We start from the raw sequence: 18,279 nt of genomic DNA, 5'->3' as shown, positions 1-18,279 counted from the left end.
CTTATCGTTTAAAAATGAGAAAAGCACCCGCTTCAGCGAGTGCTTTGTACAGATTAAACAGGAACGGAATGATTCATTCGGCTTTTTGCGACCTTCAAATAGCCATGCACATTTAGGTACTCACTATCATTGGTGAAACGCAATTTCATGGCCCCTGCCGCGTCTTGGATATACGGTTTCAGTGCAGTTGCACCGCCGCCAATTACGTAAAAGCATTGAATATCCGGGCATTTGCGCCAGCGCTTCTTGATCATTTCTACCATGCGTACTGCTGCGCGACGGAAATGCTGATCAACGATCGGCCGAATATCTACTTGGCCTTCTCCAGGAAGCTGAATCGTAAACTGACGATTCTTCACCCTTTGCGCGAGCTTTGCACGACTCGGGAACAAGTGACCATAGGCATCTTCAACATCCCGAATGATGGCATCCAAATACGTAGCGATTCCAATTTGCTCGCCATGGCTGAAATGGTTATCGATCGCCATACGTTTGATAACAGGGAAGTCTGTCGTCAATGCACCGATTTCGCAAACACCTATGCAGCCGTTGTATATTTCTTCGTCTTTCACTTGCAGGCTGTCGTGTGTCGCCATGTGAAACATAGCCGCAGCACCTTCAATGGATACAGCAACTTTGCGAATCGAAACTTTGATTTTGCGATTATGGAATTGCGGTGTGGAAAGAAACGTCACTTCGTGCTCACCCAGCAGGCGATGTTCGAAGGTCTGACTATATTTGGGGAATGCACGGACAGGTAAACCTGTGCCTAATGTATATTCAACTTCGTCCACGTTGCCGTAGCCAGGATTAGCCGCTTGATTCGTAAGACCCTGATAAGCCAGTGCTGTCAGTGCAACAATGAGGGATTGATCCGATAGCGCTTTATTGTCCGTATCTTCAAGCTCTAAGTTATCCTCGTGCTCCAAGGCAAGCTGCCCTACGAAATAACGTTGATTCCTTTGTGAAAGACTCGGACTGTAAATGACAACATCCAATGCTTTCCAAGGTGAATCTTCTTCCTGCAAAATGTGTCTTTCGTAGCCTGGCGCAATGATATTCGGTATCACCAATGGTTCTCTGGACCCATCTAGCACCAGCTTAATACTATCGTTCCCTATGTCAATACCTGCAAGCTTAATCATGTGTGCCTCCACTCCAAATCTACAGCTTTCTGTAATTGTATTAGTACATTCGATCATATACGACAGGATTCCTTCCTACTTAAGACTCATTTTACTAGGACTGGTAGGCAGGAAGGCAGGTTTTTAGCAAATTATGACGAATGATGTACAGAACTTCACTTTACCAAATTAAACCATGACAGGAGTTAATCCAGCCCTTATGAAGCTCAAGTGGAAACCCAAAAAACTGACACTGGTTATCATACCAGACGCTAATCAATCAGTCGTCAGGTTTCGCATATCTCATTTAGTAGCCTATATCGCAGCAGCATGCTTTTCCTTGCTAATGCTGATTTCCATATCGATTTATTTTGCACACGCACATACCTTGAAACAGGCAAGTGATTTACAGTCGAAGCTTAGCGGTGCCAACCAGCAATGGAGTAAAGCCCTATCTTCCAAAGATGAAGCCATCGAACAATTACAAAATGAAGTGATTCAACTGTCCCAGCAAGCTGAACAGATGAAAACACAGGTCGAAGAAGTAAAGAAGCTTGAAAGTGATCTTAAATCCATCGCTGGCATTGATCCAGAACCCGGAAACAAGGCACTTGCAAGCACCTCCACTACAGATACGGCTAAGAAAAATGCCAATCAGCCAGTCGTTGGTGAATCTACAGCTTCAACGGGTGTAGGAGGAAGCCCTAACCCCGTCACACAAGAACTCATTCTTAAACTAGGCCAAGATACATTAGCCTCTTTTACGGCACTGAATGGCGAAGTTCAGACTTTGCAAACCAATTTGACAGCAACGAAGCAGAAAGTAGCCGATAAACAAGAGCAGCTTCGTATAACGCCAACACTATGGCCAACAAGTACGAAGGTGGTAACCTCCCCTTTTGGCTACAGATCTGATCCTTTTACCAAAATACCGAGCTATCATTCCGGCATTGATTTCGGCGCTCATGAGAATGACCCTGTTTATGCAACGGCAGCTGGTAAAGTTGTCAGTACAGGTAAGGACATTTACCACGGCAACAACATTGTGATCGAGCATTCCAAGGGCTTACGCACCTGGTATATGCATTTAAATAAAATTTTAGTGAACAAAGGAGATTCTGTAGAAAAAGGCGGTACAATTGGTTTAGTCGGATCTACAGGCCGAAGCACAGGGGCACATCTCCACTATGAAGTACTCAAAAATGGCGAAAGTATCGATCCCAAACCTTATCTTAAATCGCTTCGAAAGGATGACAACTAACATGTTTAAAAAAACAAAAAACCTCATGAATCCTAATACAACCGATACACTGATAGGTGAAGGAACTAGCTTTGAAGGCCGTATTAAATCAGAGGCCAGCATTCGCATTGAGGGCGGAATTACTGGAGATATCGATTGCGCTGGCGACGTCATTATTGGCGAACATGGGATTGTAAAATCCAATATCGCAGCGCGGGACGTCGTTTTGGCTGGAAGCGTGCAAGGAAATATTACAACCAAAGGTAAACTAACCATCACTTCAACTGGCTCCCTGCATGGCAATATTAGCGCAGCTTCATTTATCATCGAGGAAGGCGGCGTCTTCCAAGGCAGCAGTAAAATGGAAACCAAATCTACCGTGCCTGCGCCTGTACCCAACAATGAGCCTGAGAGTGGAAATAGACCTGTCGCTGCACCTGAGAATATGTACAAAGGCAACACGGTGGCCATGTAACGTTCCGACGGCTAGGATTGAAGCGCCCTGCATGATATACTAGTTGGAAACTCATTTTCTAACTGATGTAGGAGAGCGCAAACTATGAGAGAACAATCTATCCTATTTGATCTAGATGACACGTTAGTTCATTGCAATAAATATTTTGACTTTGTTATCGATCAATTCGTTGATCTGATGTTAACCTGGTATGCTGGTCATCGACTAACTAAGCAGGATATTAAGCAAAAACAGTTACAAATCGACCTTGCCGGCATCCAAATTCACGGCTTTATGCCAGAGCGTTTTCCACAGTCTTTCGTGGAAACTTACCATTGGTTCGCACAGTATTACAACCGCCCTGTCAGCGCCAAAGAAGTGGACTGGCTCATGCAGCTCGGTCATACCGTCTATAGTTACACGGTTGAACCTTATCCCCTGATGAATGAGACCCTGGAGAACCTTCAACAAGCGGGCCATCGTTTATATCTTTACACAGGCGGCGATGTGTCCATCCAGATGAAGAAAATCAAGGATGTTGGCCTCGACGCATTTTTCCAGGATCGTATCTTCGTTACCGTTCATAAGACACGCGAGTTTATGAACACGCTGGTGCAGGAGCAGCGCTTTGACCGTCAGCACACTTGGATGATCGGAAACTCGGTCACGACCGATGTTTTGCCAGCACTGCATGCGGGTATCCATGCGATTCACATCCCAGTTGCGGATGATTGGGTATTTAACAACGGGACGATTGATATCACACCGCAAGGCGCATTTTACCAACTGCCTTCTCTTTTGGAAGTGCCAGAGGCGATTCATTCGTATATTCAGAAATAACGAACAAAGCAAGTTCGAACGTGGGAAAGTTCATACACATGAAGGTTCACATGCGAAAGCTCATACACATTGAAGAGCCGCAACACTGAAAGAAGCCCCAGTTCCACTTCACTGAAGTGGACTTAGGGCTTTTTTCGTTGGGCGTCTGGTTGGGGCGAAGCTGCTTCGGCGCATGCCGGTGGTCAAGACCCAGGCGAGGGTTGTCTGCCGCGAGGGCACTTCCCGTGAGGGCAACTGCTGCGGGAGAAACCATCGCGGGCTCTACCTACTTCAAAAGCACCCTCCCTTTTGAAATAGATGGATTTTATGTAGCTATTCTAGACGAGAATGCTCAATTTATAGAAATAACTGGATTTTACGTAGTTATTTCTAGCTATTTCTAGCGATTTGTCTAGCATGCGCTGAATTAACTGTATATTTTCCAGTTGATTCACTGTAAAACTAAAAAACAACAAAATTACCTGTACATTTTCCAGTTAAAAGGACTCAGCACTACCGGTCAGCCCTCCTACTCGCTAAGCTAAGCTATACTAAGCCGCGACATCGCGTCTGCGGAATATTTCCCAGGAAAGTACATTGAATAGTAAGAAATACAGAATAAGCATGGTGATCGAGAAGCCCATCGTCATTCCCTCTGCTAACGGCCTATCCTCCAGATACGGCGTAAGATCCGTATTCGCGAATAAGAAGTATTTGCCCCACGTATACCGCAGGAACAGTAACGTAATCACTTGGCCAGCGAACATGATGAAAATGCTGAGTCCGATTGCAAGGGAAGCGCTGCGAAACACAGTCGAGATCATAAAAGCCAGTGTAACAATCATCACAAGCTCAATTAATTTAAACCCATAGGTTGCAAACACATACAGCAGCATGTTTTTCTCCTGCACCTGCCCTGCCGCATTGACAGTTAGATGTGGAAGCCCCAATCGCTCAAAACCATAGGAAAAGCCGTACACAATCAAGGCCGTGATGAACAAGAGAACCAGAAGCGTAGCTGCAAAAAGTAAAGTTGTCAGATACTTCGACAATAAGATTTTTGATCGACTAGCTGGCCGAATGAGCAGCAGCTTGATGGTTCCCCACGTAAACTCCCCCGCGACCATATCTCCTGCAATAATAACCGTGAATAGTGTAACCAGAATGACCAGACTAGAAGCAGTGATCATGCCACCCCATAACGTGTTATCAATAGGCGGGTAATTATGGTCCAGCATATATTGCTGACGTGCACTTTCTTCACGCATTTGCTTCTTGAAACTATCTGGAATATCCGGATTCGCAAGCTCAGTCTTATTATGTTCAACGGTTTCTGCTGCTCTGGTCTTCCAACTATCATCTTGTTGATTATCCGAATGTGTTAACACGCCTGTCAGTACGACAATCACAATGAGTAAAATCATGAGAATCCATGTTCGAAGCCGACTATAAATTTTCATATGCTCATTCTTGATGAGATTAAGCAATAGGATCACTTCCCGTCATTTCCAAAAATTGATCTTCCAGCGACTTCGCCGTTTTGCGAATGCCATATACCGCAATACCTGCCTCAACGAATCGCCTATTCCACTCGGCCGTTTCTTGCTTGTCGAGATCCATGACAAGTTCGTCGTCAACGATTTCTACTTGCATGTGTTGTTCGGAGGCTAGCTTCATCGCTTGCTCTACCGTTTCTACTTCGAAGACGACCCGCTGCTTGCCATCCTCTTGAACATATTCCTTGATAAGTCGAACATCCACTAATTTGCCATTTTGGATAATGGCTACGCGGTCACACATGAGCTCCATTTCTGCCAATAGGTGAGAGGAAACGATAACTGAAATCCCTTCGTCACGGGTTAGCTTTCGCAAATGATCGCGAAGCTCACGTATCCCTGCAGGATCCAATCCATTAGTAGGCTCGTCCAGTATCAGAACGGAAGGCTTATGCAGCAGTGCTTGCGCGATGCCTAGTCGTTGGCGCATGCCCAGGGAGTACGTTTTGACCTTGTCATGAATACGATTCGACATCCCGACAAGATCAATAACCTCATCAATCCGATTCTCGTCAATACCTGGAATCATCCGGGCATAATGCACTAAATTTTTATATCCACTTAGAAATTTGTACATTTCCGGATTTTCTACAATCGCGCCAATATGGCGAATCGCTTGCTCAAAATGAGTCCGAATGGAATACCCGCCAATGCGTATATCCCCCTCCGAGATCGACATGAGACCGACCATCATGCGGATTGTTGTCGTTTTGCCCGCGCCGTTCGGCCCAAGAAAACCGAAAACCTCGCCGCGTGGTACATCGAAACTTAACTTATCAATAATGGTTTTGGAACCAATGCGTTTGGAAATCTGATCCACCTGTACGATGGGTGTAAGAGCCTCTTGTGATGCTGACATTCGACATCTCCTCTCTTCTAACTCCAATATAATCCAATCCTACCTTACTTCTTATGTCATGCCTAGTCATAAAATCTCATTCGAACCTTTCTGGTAAGCAGCACGGATTGCGGTCATACAGAATCATATGACTGCGTTCACTATGGCTTTTTCCTTTTTTTATGTACAATGGAAAGATAAGACCTGCCAGTAAAGGAGCTCATCTATGATCCAACGAAGACCGTGGCACGGTGTAGAATGGTCCCTGTTCATCGTCTTAACCGGTGCTGCACTGCTTGGTTTACTTTATAGCTGCCTTCACATCTATGAGCAACCATTCTCACAAATCCTATTAACCATATTGGCTATTTTGCTATCCTATGGGGCTCCATTTTTATTCTGGCGACCCCACTATATCAATTCGACAGGGTACCCCATTGCCGTTCTGCTGACTGGGATCCCCCTGCAAATTTACTTGGCTTGGATGGAGCAAGATGCCCTACTTACCATTAATTGTCCAATTATGGTCATTGGATTCCTTGCCGACCGAAAAAATGCGTGGTGGACCGCCCCTATCTTCATGTTGGGGATGCCTGTCACTTACTTTTTCCTGCTCCACAGCGACACTGGTGTCGGACAGCTATTTAGTGTAATCCTCAATGCCGTCCTCTTCTTCGCAATTGGACTTAGCTTGCAACGTGCCGTTACTTCCAACGAGAAGACGGAGAAGCTGCTAGGGGAGAACCAACGTCAGTATCATTTAATTCACGAGCAAAATAACGTACTAGAGCAGTATGCGAATCAGATCGAACAACTCACTTTAATGGAAGAACGCAATCGGATGGCACGTGAGCTGCATGATACGGTTGGTCATACGTTTACCTCCGTGATTATGGGGATGGACGCTGTCTCCTATCTCATCGAAGTCTCGCCAGAGACAGCGAAGCAGAAGCTCGACGTCCTACGCAATGTGACTAGAGGCGGTTTAGAAGAAGTTCGCCGCAGCATTCATCAGATGGTCCCACAAGAGGGAGATATGCTGCTTTCCCAGCAGCTATCTCGTCTAGCCAATGAGTTTGCGCTGCACACGGGCACACAGATTCATTTCACAACGGTTAGTGATGAATTCGAGATCCCTGAACAAACCAAGCTTTCACTCGTTCGCTGTCTGCAGGAATCCTTGACGAATGCCAAACGCCACGGAAAAGCAACCTCAATTGAGATTGTGCTCACTTATGCCGAAGACCAAGTCTCCCTTCGCATCGAAGATGATGGCATCGGCACCGACCAATTGAAAATGGGCTTCGGCATTACTTCGATGCAAGAGCGGATATCTGCGCTGCAAGGCACCTTGCAAGTACGCTCCCTACCTGAACAAGGAACCGTGGTTCATTGTTTCATTCCCGTAAAACGATTTCCAACCTTTTAATCCCTGAAGGAGGACTCCCTATGACCGTCAATCAAGCCCCACTCAAATTGCTCCTGGTCGATGATCAGGATTTAATACGTGAAAGCTTACACATCGTCTTGGGTATGGACCCCGATATTGAGGTCGTCGGCCTAGCCGAAAATGGCCAAGTCGCGGTCAAGCTATGTAAAGAGGCACAGCCCGATGTCGTATTGATGGACATTCACATGCCAGTCATGGATGGTGTTGAGGCGACACGTCAAATCAAAAGCGCTTGGCCGCACATCCGCGTCGTTATTTTGACCACTTTTCAGGAAATTGGTTACGTTGTAGACGCACTTAGTGCAGGAGCTGAGGGCTATTTGCTCAAAGCTATTCATCCCAAAGAGCTAGCCACGGGGATCAAATGGGTTCATCAAGGCGGTACATTAATTCCGCATGACATTGCCAAAATGCTCGTTCAGCAAGCACGTGACGGTGGAAGCGGGACTTCCTCTGAAGGAAAAGAAGAGACTGTTCGTGCAGAGACCTACGGGCTTAGCGAACGTGAATTGCAAGTGCTCCATAGTATCGCCGATGGTCTCAACAACCGTGAGATCGCCGAGAAACTCTTTCTTTCTGAAGGTACCGTAAAAAACTACATCTCCAACATTTATTCAAAAATGGATGTTCGTGACCGTGTTCAAGCATCAAAGAAAGCACATGATGAGGGAATTCTGTAAGGCAATATAAACAACCACGGGTAAACAAAAACCGCTCTTCACAATGAAGAAGCGGTCTTTGTGCATCCTATTCAAACAGCTTTTCGAGAAAGCCCTTTTTTCTTTTGCGAATCTTGCCGTAGCTCTTTACTCTAGAGAAGGGCAGCTGCGTATCTGCCACTGAGGAGTCCGCCAAAGCTTCCTTCTGGGGGCCGGTCTCTTCCGAAGTTATTCCAGCTTGCTGCAGCTCCATCCCATCTTCTTGATTTGCTGCATGTTGATGCACAACGATGGTATTAACCAACTGCTCATGCAGTTTGTTCTCGAGTTGGTGCCTGCATAGTCGGAGAAATTGCTCTTGCTGTCTATTCTGGAGTTCAAACTGCTCATGAAGTTGTGCCTGAAGCTCTTCTACCTGCTTAGAAAGAAGCATAACAGCCTTTTGCAAAGAATTCAGATCCTGCCCTTTGAGCGGCTCATCTTGCTCACTCTCCTCATTCCCTGCTAGTAATGCCTCTAGTTCCGCCGGTGTTATGAACTCTTCCTTCTTCATGTGCTTTCCTCCATTCCGTACATCTTGGTGTCCCTGCTTGGACTACACTTTCTCCTATTGTACATGAGAATGAAAAAATGTTCACGTTTATATAGTCCTATAAGGCGAGTTACTCATCACTATCTCCACTATCCCCTTCACTCAGGTTACAATTCCCTGACAAACCTTCAACAACTTGTTCTTCTGAGTCAAAGGGATAGTGGCATGAAACAAAGAACTGCCTGTAAGTAGAATCTCTACCTGCAAGCAGTTCCCGCTAATCATCTTATGGTAAATTTGAAGATCCCATCAAGAACCGGTCCACTTCACGCGCGACTGCGCGACCTTCGTTGATCGCCCAAACCACGAGACTTTGCCCACGACGCATGTCGCCTGCAGCGAAAACGCCATCTACGTTCGTAGCAAACTTCCCGTAGTCCGCTTTCGCGTTAGAACGCTCGTCTTTGGCAACGCCGAGCTGATCCAAAACAGTGCTTTCTGGTCCCGTGAAGCCCATCGCAATCAACACGAGCTGCGCTGGGTACACCTTCTCGCTGCCAGGCACTTCAACAGGTACGAAAGCACCCTTCTCATTCTTTTGCCACTCGATTAGAACCGTATGCAGCTCCTTCAAGTTGCCGTTCTCATCCCCCACGAATTTCTTCGTGTTGATCAAGTACGTCCGCGGATCTTCGCCCTGAAGCGCAGCTGCCTCTTGTTGACCGTAGTCCACTTTGAGCACCTTCGGCCACTCTGGCCAAGGGTTGTTCGCTGGACGTGTCTCCGGCGACTTCGGCATGATCTCGAACTGCGTCACACTCTTACATTTGTGACGGATGGACGTACCCACACAGTCCGTTCCCGTGTCACCACCGCCGATGACGATAACGTCTTTACCTTCGGCGGAAATGAATTCACGATCCGCATGCTCCGAATCGAGCAAGCTTTTCGTATTCTTGCTCAGGAATTCCATCGCCAGATGCACGCCGCCGAGTTCACGGCCCTCGATCGGAAGATCGCGGCCTTTCGTAGCTCCGCCGCACAGGACAATCGCATCGAATTCTTCTTGCAGCTTCTCGATCGGATAGTTCACACCGACGTGAGCACCCGTGATGAAGGCTACGCCTTCGGCTTCAAGCAGATCTACACGGCGCTGGACGTACTTTTTGTCCAGCTTCATGTTCGGGATACCGTACATCAGCAAGCCGCCAACGCGGTCTGCTCGTTCAAATACGGTAACCCAATGCCCTGCTTTGTTCAGCTGCGCTGCGGCCGCAAGCCCGGAAGGACCTGAACCCACAACCGCAACCTTCTTGCCTGTGCGCGTTTCCGGCGGTTCAGGCTTGATCCAGCCCTCATCGAAGCCTTTGTCGATGATCGCTTTCTCAATACTTTTAATCGTAACCGGTGTATCTTTCAAGCCTACTGTACAAGAGCCTTCGCAAGGCGCTGGACAAACACGGCCCGTAAATTCCGGGAAATTATTCGTTTTATGCAGACGATCCAAAGCTTCACGCCACTGACCGCGATACACGAGATCATTCCACTCGGGAATGAGGTTATTCACTGGGCAACCAGCGGCCATGCCGCTGATTAATGCCCCTGTGTGGCAGAAAGGAATCCCGCAATCCATACAACGGGAGCCTTGTGTCTGTAATTTATCTTGTGTGAGCGGTGTCGCAAACTCTTTCCAATGGCCGATTCGGACCAGCGGAGCAGCCTCGGATGCCACTTCACGAGCATGTTCTATAAAACCGGTTGGTTTACCCATTTACGTTTAATCCCTCCTGAGTTCTTGAGTTTGTTAATTTCCACCTACGCGGGAAACATCTCGCATATTCGCCTCGAAAGCAACCATGACTGCTTCTTGTTGGCTAAGACCGGAACGTTTCACCTTTTCGATGGCATCAAACATCCGTTTGTAGTCCTTCGGTATAACCTTCACGAACTTCCAAACGTACTCATCCCAGTGCTGAATAACCTGGTGGGCAACGCTGCTATCCGTAAATGTGGCATGATGCTGGATCATCGTTTTTAACTCATTCATCTCATACGTTTCTTCCAGCTGCTCTAGGTAAACCATCTCTTTGTTCACTTTGCTTTGGAAGTCACCCTTCTCATCCAATACGTAGGCGATACCGCCCGACATACCAGCTGCAAAGTTCCGTCCAGTTGAACCTAGAACAACGACACGACCACCTGTCATGTACTCACAACCATGATCGCCAACGCCCTCGACGACGGCACGCACACCACTGTTTCTCACGCAGAAGCGCTCGCCCGCGATACCACGGATATAAGCATCCCCATCGGTTGCGCCGTAGAAGGCTGTATTTCCAATAATCACGTTCTCTTGCGGTACAAATGAAGACTTGCTCGATGGGAAAATGGCCAGCTTACCGCCGGATAATCCTTTTCCTACGTAGTCATTGGCATCTCCTTCGAGGGAGAGTGTGATCCCCTTCGGTACGAAAGCACCAAAGCTTTGACCGGCTGAGCCTTCAAAATGCAAACGAATCGTATCGTGCGGCAAACCTTCAACGCCATGACGGCGTGTCACTTCACTGCCCACGATCGTTCCAACAACACGGTTCACGTTCGTAATCGGCAGAACCGAATGAACGTGCTCTTTGCGCTCGATGGCTGGTTCACAAATCTCAAGCAGCTTCGTCATATCCAGGGAACGATCTAAGCCGTGATCTTGCGCCATTGAGCAGAAACGACCAACTTCTTCGCCCATATCCGGTTGATGCAGCAGTGGCGAAAGATCGACACCTTTGGCTTTCCAGTGTGAGACCGCTTGCTTAGACTCGAGGATATCTGTGCGTCCAACCATCTCTTCGATCGTACGGAAGCCAAGCTCTGCCATCATCTCACGCACATCGTTCGCGATGAAGGTCATGAAGTTAACGACATGCTGCGGATCTCCAGCAAATTTCTTGCGAAGTTCCGGATTTTGTGTGGCGACGCCAACCGGGCAAGTGTCCAAGTGGCAGACGCGCATCATCACGCAGCCGATTGTAATCAGCGGCGTTGTTGCGAAGCCGAACTCCTCGGCACCGAGCAGGGCAGCTACGACAACGTCGCGCCCTGTCATCAGCTTGCCATCCGTCTCGACGACGATACGGCTGCGCAGGTTGTTCAGCACGAGTGTCTGATGCGTCTCCGCCAGACCGAGCTCCCACGGCAGTCCCGCGTGACGAATACTCGTCTGCGGCGACGCGCCTGTTCCACCGTCGTAGCCGGAGATGAGGACGACGTCCGCTTTCCCCTTGGCTACGCCGGCAGCGATCGTGCCAACCCCCACCTCGGATACCAGCTTAACGCTGATTCGTGCCCGCGGGTTGGCATTCTTGAGATCGTGGATCAGCTCTGCGAGATCCTCGATCGAATAAATATCATGATGCGGCGGCGGCGAAATCAAGCCTACGCCTGGCGTAACACCGCGAACCTCGGCTACCCAAGGGTACACCTTGGTTCCCGGGAGCTGACCGCCCTCGCCGGGCTTCGCGCCCTGCGCCATCTTGATCTGAATCTCGTCAGCATTGACGAGATAATGGCTCGTGACGCCGAAGCGGCCGGACGCCACCTGCTTAATGCTGCTACGGCGAAGATCGCCGTTCGCATCCGGTGTGAAACGTTCCGGATGCTCTCCGCCTTCGCCGGTATTGCTCTTGCCGCCGATGCGGTTCATCGCAATCGCGATCGTTTCGTGCGCTTCTTTGGAGATGGAGCCGTAGGACATGGCTCCCGTCTTGAAGCGCTTAAAGATCGATTCGATCGGCTCTACCTCTTCGATCGGAATCGGTGTGCGTCCTGCTTTGAAGCTCAGCAGTCCGCGCAAAGCCATATATTTCTCGTCTTCACGCTTGACGAGCTTAGAGAAATTCTTATACATGCCGTAATTGTTGCTGCGAACAGCAGATTGCAAGGCATGCACTGTTTCTGGGGTATAAATGTGATCTTCCCCATCTCTACGCCACTGCAAATCCCCGCCTGTATCCAGCACGCGGTCGCGTCCCTCTTGCTCAGAGAACGCACGGCTATGACGCATCAGGGCTTCCTTCGCAACCATTTCGATGCCGATACCACCTACTGGTGTATACGTCCAAGTGAAGTAGCTGTCCACTAGCTCTTGGCTCAAGCCGATTGCTTCAAAGATTTGCGCCCCGCGATAACTCTGAATGGTGGAAATCCCCATTTTCGCTAACACTTTGACGACACCCTTTGTAACAGCTTTGATGTAGTTGTAAGTCGCTTTCTCATGATCAACGCCAACAAGCTGCTTACGCTGAATCATGTCGTCGAGCGTTTCTAGCGCTAGATACGGGTTAATCGCACCTGCTCCATAGCCAAGCAACAGAGCAAAATGATGCACCTCACGCGGTTCACCAGACTCGACAAGCAAGCTGACCTTCGTACGTGTACCTTGACGGATTAAATGGTGATGCAAGCCTGATGTTGCCAGGAGTGCCGGAATCGGCGCCTTTGCACTATCTACACCACGGTCAGAAAGAATGATCAGTGTTGCGCCATCCACGATGGCTTGATCAGCAGCCGCATACAAGTCCTGCATCGCGCTCTCAAGCCCAGCTGTCCCTGCCGCCGCTTCGAAAAGCGTAGACAATGTCACTGTTTTGAAGCCATCGCGCTGAATATGGCGCAGCTTTGCCAATTCTTCGTTGGAGAGAAATGGCGATTTCAAACGGATTTGACGGCAGCTCTCAGGCTCCGGCTTAATCAGGTTGCGCTCTGGCCCAATCGTGGTGCCTTGCGCGGTAATGATTTCCTCGAAGTTCGCATCAATTGGCGGGTTCGTTACTTGCGCGAACAATTGTTTGAAATAGTTATACAGCAGCTGCGGACGGTCCGAAAGCACGGCAAGCGGCGCATCCGTACCCATAGAACCGATCGGATCCACACCTGTTTTGCCCATAGGCTCAAGGGTCTTACGCAATTGTTCGAAGGTATAACCAAACGCTTGCTGACGCTGAAGAATCGTGTCATGGTCAGAGCCAAGTACAATTGGCGCATCTTCCAAATCCTCTAAGGAAACAAGATGCTCATTCAACCAATCCCGATACGGCTGTTCGCTAGCAATACCGCTCTTAATTTCTTCGTCGGTCACAATGCGGCCTTCAACCGTATCTACAAGCAGCATACGTCCCGGTCTTAAACGATCTTTGTACAAAATGCGCTCCGGCTCGATATCCAGCACGCCTACTTCAGATGCAAGTACGATGAAATCGTCTGTCGTGACATAGTAACGTGACGGACGCAGACCATTGCGATCCAAAATCGCTCCGATTTGACTGCCATCTGTGAAAGCAATCGCAGCAGGACCATCCCATGGCTCCATCAAAGTGCTGTGATATTCGTAGAACGCTTTCTTCTCATCATCCATACCTTCATGCTTGGACCATGGCTCTGGCACCATCATCATGGCAGCATGCGGCAAGGAGCGACCGGAAAGCATCAGAAACTCTAGTGTATTATCAAACATTTGGGAATCGGAACCATCGGTATCAATAACAGGAAGAATGCGTTTAAAATCCTCGCCAAATAAATCAGAATCACACATCGCTTGACGCGCGTGCATCCAGTTCACGTTGCCACGAAGCGTATTAATCTCACCATTGTGAATCAAGTAACGGTATGGATGTGCACGCTCCCAGCTCGGGAAGGTGTTCGTACTGAAACGCGAGTGAACAAGAGCTAAGGCAGAGTCTACCTTTTCGTCTTGCAGTTCCACATAATAGGCATCCACTTGTTCGGGAGTTAACATCCCTTTATATACAATCGTTCTGCTAGACAAGCTAGAATAGTAAAATTGCGATTGCGCGTGAGATACTTTGATAGCGTTTTCAGATAATTTACGAATAATATAAAGCTTGCGCTCAAAATCAAGATTCGTTGCCGTATCCGCACTTTGGCCGATAAATACCTGACGAACATATGGCTCCGCTGATTTTGCAGAATCTCCTAATGAACTGTTATTTGTTGGAACCGTTCTCCAGCCTAGGAACTGTTGACCTTCTTGTTTGACTATTCGCTCAATTGTACTTTCGCACGCTTGTCGAGCTTCTAATTCCTGAGGTAAATACACCATACCTACGCCATAATTTCCTGCGCTTGGTAATTTAATATTTTCTTGTTCACAAGCTGATTGGAAATACGTATCCGGAATCTGCATCAAAATGCCTGCTCCATCTCCCGTATTCTGCTCACAACCTTGCCCACCGCGATGATCCAAATTACAAAGTACACGAAGCGCTTGCTTAACGATGGCATGTGATTTGACACCCTTAATATTGGCAACAAAGCCAATCCCACAGGCATCATGTTCATTCCTCGGATCGTACAATCCCTGTTTGGGAGGTAATCCTTTAATAGTCATGTTTTGCAACCTTTCTTCCCTCGTTATTCACTGGACTTTGTTAACCGCCTGCTTTAAAGTGCTAAAAACCAAAAATTCGAAGCAACATATTTCGACTACAACCGCAATAAGTAGAGGAAATATTCTCAATATTTTTTCTATTATATTAACACTTGATTTCTTATAGTTCAATTTAAAAATATTTAAGTTGAAAAGGTTTTCATTTTAATAGAATCCCCAGTAAAATCATATTGTATAGGCACGGTTATTTATTGGGTTTCCTATATAAATACGACAGGCTATGCATGTGATAGCACAATTTCTATGTTTCATGCTATGATAGCTAATACCGCTGCAAGAACAACATCCAGATTCCACATCTTAGGAGGAGCTCTGTTTGAGTATACAGCATACTTTTGGGGACGGCTTGATTAGAGAGCCTCTTTACCAATGGCAGCTAGAAGCCCATCCGGTTGAAATTGAGCTTTTCCGCTCTAAACCGGTACGCCGCCTTAAATTTTTACATCATTTTGGAGCATCCGCTCTGTTTTCACCACTTACACATTCACGTTTCGAACATACGGTTGGCGTTTGGTCACTCATGGCCCACTTTTGCCCAGAAGAACCGCTTCTGCGCATCGCGGCATTACTCCATGATATCGGGCACCTGCCCTTCTCCCATGCGGTTGAGCGGACGCTTGGATATAATCATCATCGTCATACGGAGCAATTGATCGGACAAGGCGTCATCGCCGATATCTTAATTAAACATGGCATCTCGCCACAGTCTATTATCGATCTTTTGAAGCTAGAGACGCCACTTACCAACAAATCAACGATTCTGGGACTTGATCATCTAGATAGCTTTCTGCGTGATACGTATTATGCGGGTCTGCAGACACTGCCACCTTCAGAGATAGTTAAAGGGCTGCGCTTACGAGGTCCCTATATTGAAGCAGATGAGCCTTCAGCCGCGGCACTTGTTGATGCCATCGTCGAAGATCATCGACTTTTCTTGAACCCTCAGTTTCTAGCCATGGATGCGCTACTGGCGAAAGCAACAGCCCATCACTGTGAGTCTAACCCAGACATGCGGGATCGCATTCCAGCACTTATGGATCATGAATTAATCCAGGAGCTGCTTCAGAGTAACAATGATACGGCAAGGGAAACCATTCATGTGCTCATGTATGAGCCTCACCGCATTCAAGTTACACAGCAACCTGTCCCAGGCAGTATCGAGGTTAAGATCGGCAAGGTTTACAAAAAACAACCCTTAATCGGTGAAAAACTCGCCTCTGAGGTGAGCTTCCAAGCCGCTGTTAAGCTCAATGAGTTGGATAGCATGGCCGCGACTTACTTTTTTACCATCTAACTTTATTATGAAATCAACTATCTTACATCCGCAGAAGGGACTGTCCCAGCTTGGCAAAATTGTACTTTCGTTATGGCACGATGAATAGCGGTAAATCCATTGAAGTCTTACGTGTTGCTCATAATTATGAAGAACAAGGCAAAAAGGTACTTCTCCTCACTTCCGTTATGGACGATCGCTTCGGCGTTGGTAAAGTCGCTTCCCGTATCGGTATGCAAAAAGGGGCCATCGTTGTAGACGAACATCTGGATATGGTCGCCCTCGCGCAGACCGAGCGTCCGAACTGCATTTTGGTCGATGAAGCACAGTTCTTAAACAAAGCCCAAGTCTCTCAGTTGATTGAAGTCGTCGATGAACTGGATATTCCTGTTATCGCTTACGGGCTTCGCGCTGATTTCATGGGACAATTATTCGAAGGCAGCAATGCACTCTTGGCTGTCGCCGATACAATCGAGGAAATTAAAACCGTTTGTTGGTATTGTGATAAAAAGGCGATCATGAATATGCGATGCAAAGATGGTGTTCCTATTTTCCATGGAGAGCAGATTCAGATTGGCGGTAACGAAAGTTACGTTCCCGTATGCCGCAAGTGCTATGCCTCCAAAAAGAAAGCTGCGCACATCTAAGGATTGATATGGTATGTGCAAAGAAAGGTGAGTTCCTTGCGTAAAAAACGGATTCTGCTATTATCCGAGGGCTTCGGGAAAGGTCATACACAAGCTGCTCATGCGCTGTCTGGCGAGCTCAGGCAATCATCATCTGACATGATAACCCGCGTGATCGAGCTTGGCGCTTTTTTGCATCCTGCCTTAGCACCTTGGGTCTTCTCGGCATACCGCCGCACGGTAACATCACAACCCAGACTGTACGGTATGCTCTATCGACATCACTATAATAAAAGGCCGAGTCGTATAGCCAGTCTCGTGCTGCATCGCATCTTCTATTCGCGGACGAAAGCCGTTATCAAGCAATTAAAGCCGGACTTGATCGTCTGTACGCATCCATTCCCAAGCATTATTGTCTCTAGGCTCAAACGCGCAGGACTGGATATACCGCTCTTCACTGTAATCACCGACTATGATGCGCATGGCACGTGGATTAATTCTGCTGTAGACAAATATCTCGTATCTACACCACTAGTTCGGGAACGTCTCATGGACTGCGGTGTTCCGGACAAGCGGATCGAAGTAACAGGTATTCCCGTCCACCCTAATTTCCGAATGGCGCATAGCAAGGAACATATTCGTCAGGAATTTGGTCTCAAAGCGATGCCTACCGTAATGGTCATGGGCGGTGGCTGGGGTGTTTTTAAGAAAGAAGAAAAAGAAGAGATGCTGACTTATTTAGCGAGCTGGAGCAAAGATATTCAGCTGCTGATTTGTCTCGGCACGAACGAGAAAGCACGCCTCCAGCTGCTGGAGGAAGACGCCTTTCGTCAACCAAATGTCCATCTCATTGGCTATACAACCGAAATCAGCAAGCTGATGGACATCTCCGATCTGCTGATTACGAAGCCAGGCGGAATGACATGTACAGAGGCGATGGCCAAGGGTATTCCTATGCTGTTCTACAGCCCGATTCCCGGACAGGAAGAGAAAAACTGCACTTATTTTCAGGAAAATGGATACGGACAACGCATCACATCGCTTGCGATGATTGACCACTGGTTCAAACTGCTGCTAGAGCAACACCCCGAGCTCGTTCAACGTAGAACGGACATCCGTGAAGGTAACAATGAGGAAGAGAGCAGCTGCGCGGCTGCGATCATTGCGTATTTGGAGCAGTCGGACAAACGTTCCTATATTCAGGCATCATCAAAAACACCGCTCATACAATGGTAGTATCCATTGTAAGGG

At 47.7% G+C, this 18,279-nt stretch carries 14 protein-coding genes; 8 read left to right on the top strand and 6 right to left on the bottom strand.

Annotated elements, in window-relative coordinates; translation table 11 throughout:
• Nucleotides 1-53 precede the first annotated feature (53 nt).
• Nucleotides 54-1,145, bottom strand: coding sequence for a ParM/StbA family protein (locus tag J2736_RS16580; protein WP_310499712.1), 1,092 nt, complete (start codon nt 1,143-1,145; stop codon nt 54-56).
• Between the two features lie 175 nt (nt 1,146-1,320).
• Here J2736_RS16580 and J2736_RS16575 point away from each other — a divergent pair, with 175 nt between their 5' ends.
• From J2736_RS16575 to J2736_RS16565, 3 genes are all read left to right on the top strand, one after another.
• Entirely contained in the window at nt 1,321-2,385 is a 1,065-nt protein-coding gene (locus J2736_RS16575) for a peptidoglycan DD-metalloendopeptidase family protein (RefSeq protein ID WP_310499711.1), read from the top strand.
• Between the two features lies 1 nt (nt 2,386).
• Nucleotides 2,387-2,839 carry a bactofilin family protein gene (locus J2736_RS16570; RefSeq protein WP_310499710.1) on the top strand — a complete coding sequence of 151 codons (453 nt, stop codon included), beginning with the start codon at nt 2,387-2,389 and terminating at the stop codon, nt 2,837-2,839.
• An 84-nt stretch (nt 2,840-2,923) separates the two neighbouring features.
• Nucleotides 2,924-3,658: an HAD family hydrolase gene (locus J2736_RS16565; protein WP_310499709.1), complete on the top strand. Its 735-nt coding sequence runs from the start codon at nt 2,924-2,926 to the stop codon at nt 3,656-3,658.
• 530 nt (nt 3,659-4,188) lie between these two features.
• Here J2736_RS16565 and J2736_RS16560 read toward each other — a convergent pair.
• Entirely contained in the window at nt 4,189-5,097 is a 909-nt protein-coding gene (locus J2736_RS16560) for an ABC transporter permease (protein WP_310499708.1), read from the bottom strand.
• A 19-nt stretch (nt 5,098-5,116) separates the two neighbouring features.
• Complete coding sequence (locus tag J2736_RS16555) at nt 5,117-6,052, bottom strand: ABC transporter ATP-binding protein (RefSeq protein WP_310499707.1); 936 nt, start codon at nt 6,050-6,052, stop codon at nt 5,117-5,119.
• Between the two features lie 205 nt (nt 6,053-6,257).
• On the opposite strand from J2736_RS16555, the gene J2736_RS16550 reads away from it, so the two are divergent.
• The gene (locus J2736_RS16550; RefSeq protein WP_310499706.1) at nt 6,258-7,460 is read left to right on the top strand and encodes a sensor histidine kinase; all 1,203 of its coding nucleotides are present in this window, start codon (nt 6,258-6,260) and stop codon (nt 7,458-7,460) included.
• Between the two features lie 20 nt (nt 7,461-7,480).
• Nucleotides 7,481-8,161, top strand: a complete 681-nt coding sequence (locus J2736_RS16545; protein ID WP_310499705.1) for a response regulator transcription factor — start codon at nt 7,481-7,483, stop codon at nt 8,159-8,161.
• Between the two features lie 67 nt (nt 8,162-8,228).
• On the opposite strand, the gene J2736_RS16540 is transcribed toward J2736_RS16545, so the two are convergent.
• The 3 genes from J2736_RS16540 to gltB all read right to left on the bottom strand — a co-directional run bounded on the left by J2736_RS16540 (nt 8,229) and on the right by gltB (nt 15,069).
• Nucleotides 8,229-8,693 (bottom strand): hypothetical protein, encoded by a 465-nt coding sequence (locus J2736_RS16540; protein ID WP_310499704.1) that lies wholly within the window; start codon nt 8,691-8,693, stop codon nt 8,229-8,231.
• Nucleotides 8,694-8,958: 265 nt separating this feature from the next.
• On the bottom strand, nt 8,959-10,443 hold the full coding sequence (locus J2736_RS16535; RefSeq protein ID WP_310499703.1) for a glutamate synthase subunit beta: 1,485 nt from the start codon (nt 10,441-10,443) through the stop codon (nt 8,959-8,961).
• 33 nt (nt 10,444-10,476) lie between these two features.
• Nucleotides 10,477-15,069: a glutamate synthase large subunit gene (gene gltB / locus J2736_RS16530; RefSeq protein ID WP_310499702.1), complete on the bottom strand. Its 4,593-nt coding sequence runs from the start codon at nt 15,067-15,069 to the stop codon at nt 10,477-10,479.
• Nucleotides 15,070-15,445: 376 nt separating this feature from the next.
• Here gltB and J2736_RS16525 point away from each other — a divergent pair, with 376 nt between their 5' ends.
• The 3 genes from J2736_RS16525 to J2736_RS16515 are packed head-to-tail and all read left to right on the top strand — an operon-like array spanning nt 15,446 to nt 18,264.
• The gene (locus J2736_RS16525) at nt 15,446-16,423 is read left to right on the top strand and encodes an HD domain-containing protein (protein ID WP_310499701.1); all 978 of its coding nucleotides are present in this window, start codon (nt 15,446-15,448) and stop codon (nt 16,421-16,423) included.
• Nucleotides 16,424-16,473: 50 nt separating this feature from the next.
• Nucleotides 16,474-17,049, top strand: coding sequence for a thymidine kinase (locus tag J2736_RS16520; RefSeq protein WP_310499700.1), 576 nt, complete (start codon nt 16,474-16,476; stop codon nt 17,047-17,049).
• Nucleotides 17,050-17,085: 36 nt separating this feature from the next.
• Complete coding sequence (locus J2736_RS16515) at nt 17,086-18,264, top strand: MGDG synthase family glycosyltransferase (protein WP_463675858.1); 1,179 nt, start codon at nt 17,086-17,088, stop codon at nt 18,262-18,264.
• Nucleotides 18,265-18,279 lie beyond the last annotated feature (15 nt).

It is taken from the genome of Paenibacillus qinlingensis (genome assembly GCF_031455095.1).
GTDB classification, from domain to species: domain Bacteria; phylum Bacillota; class Bacilli; order Paenibacillales; family NBRC-103111; genus Paenibacillus_E; species Paenibacillus_E qinlingensis_A.
Note: the sequence above shows the minus strand (reverse complement) of the source record. Positions and strands in the feature narration are given on the sequence as shown.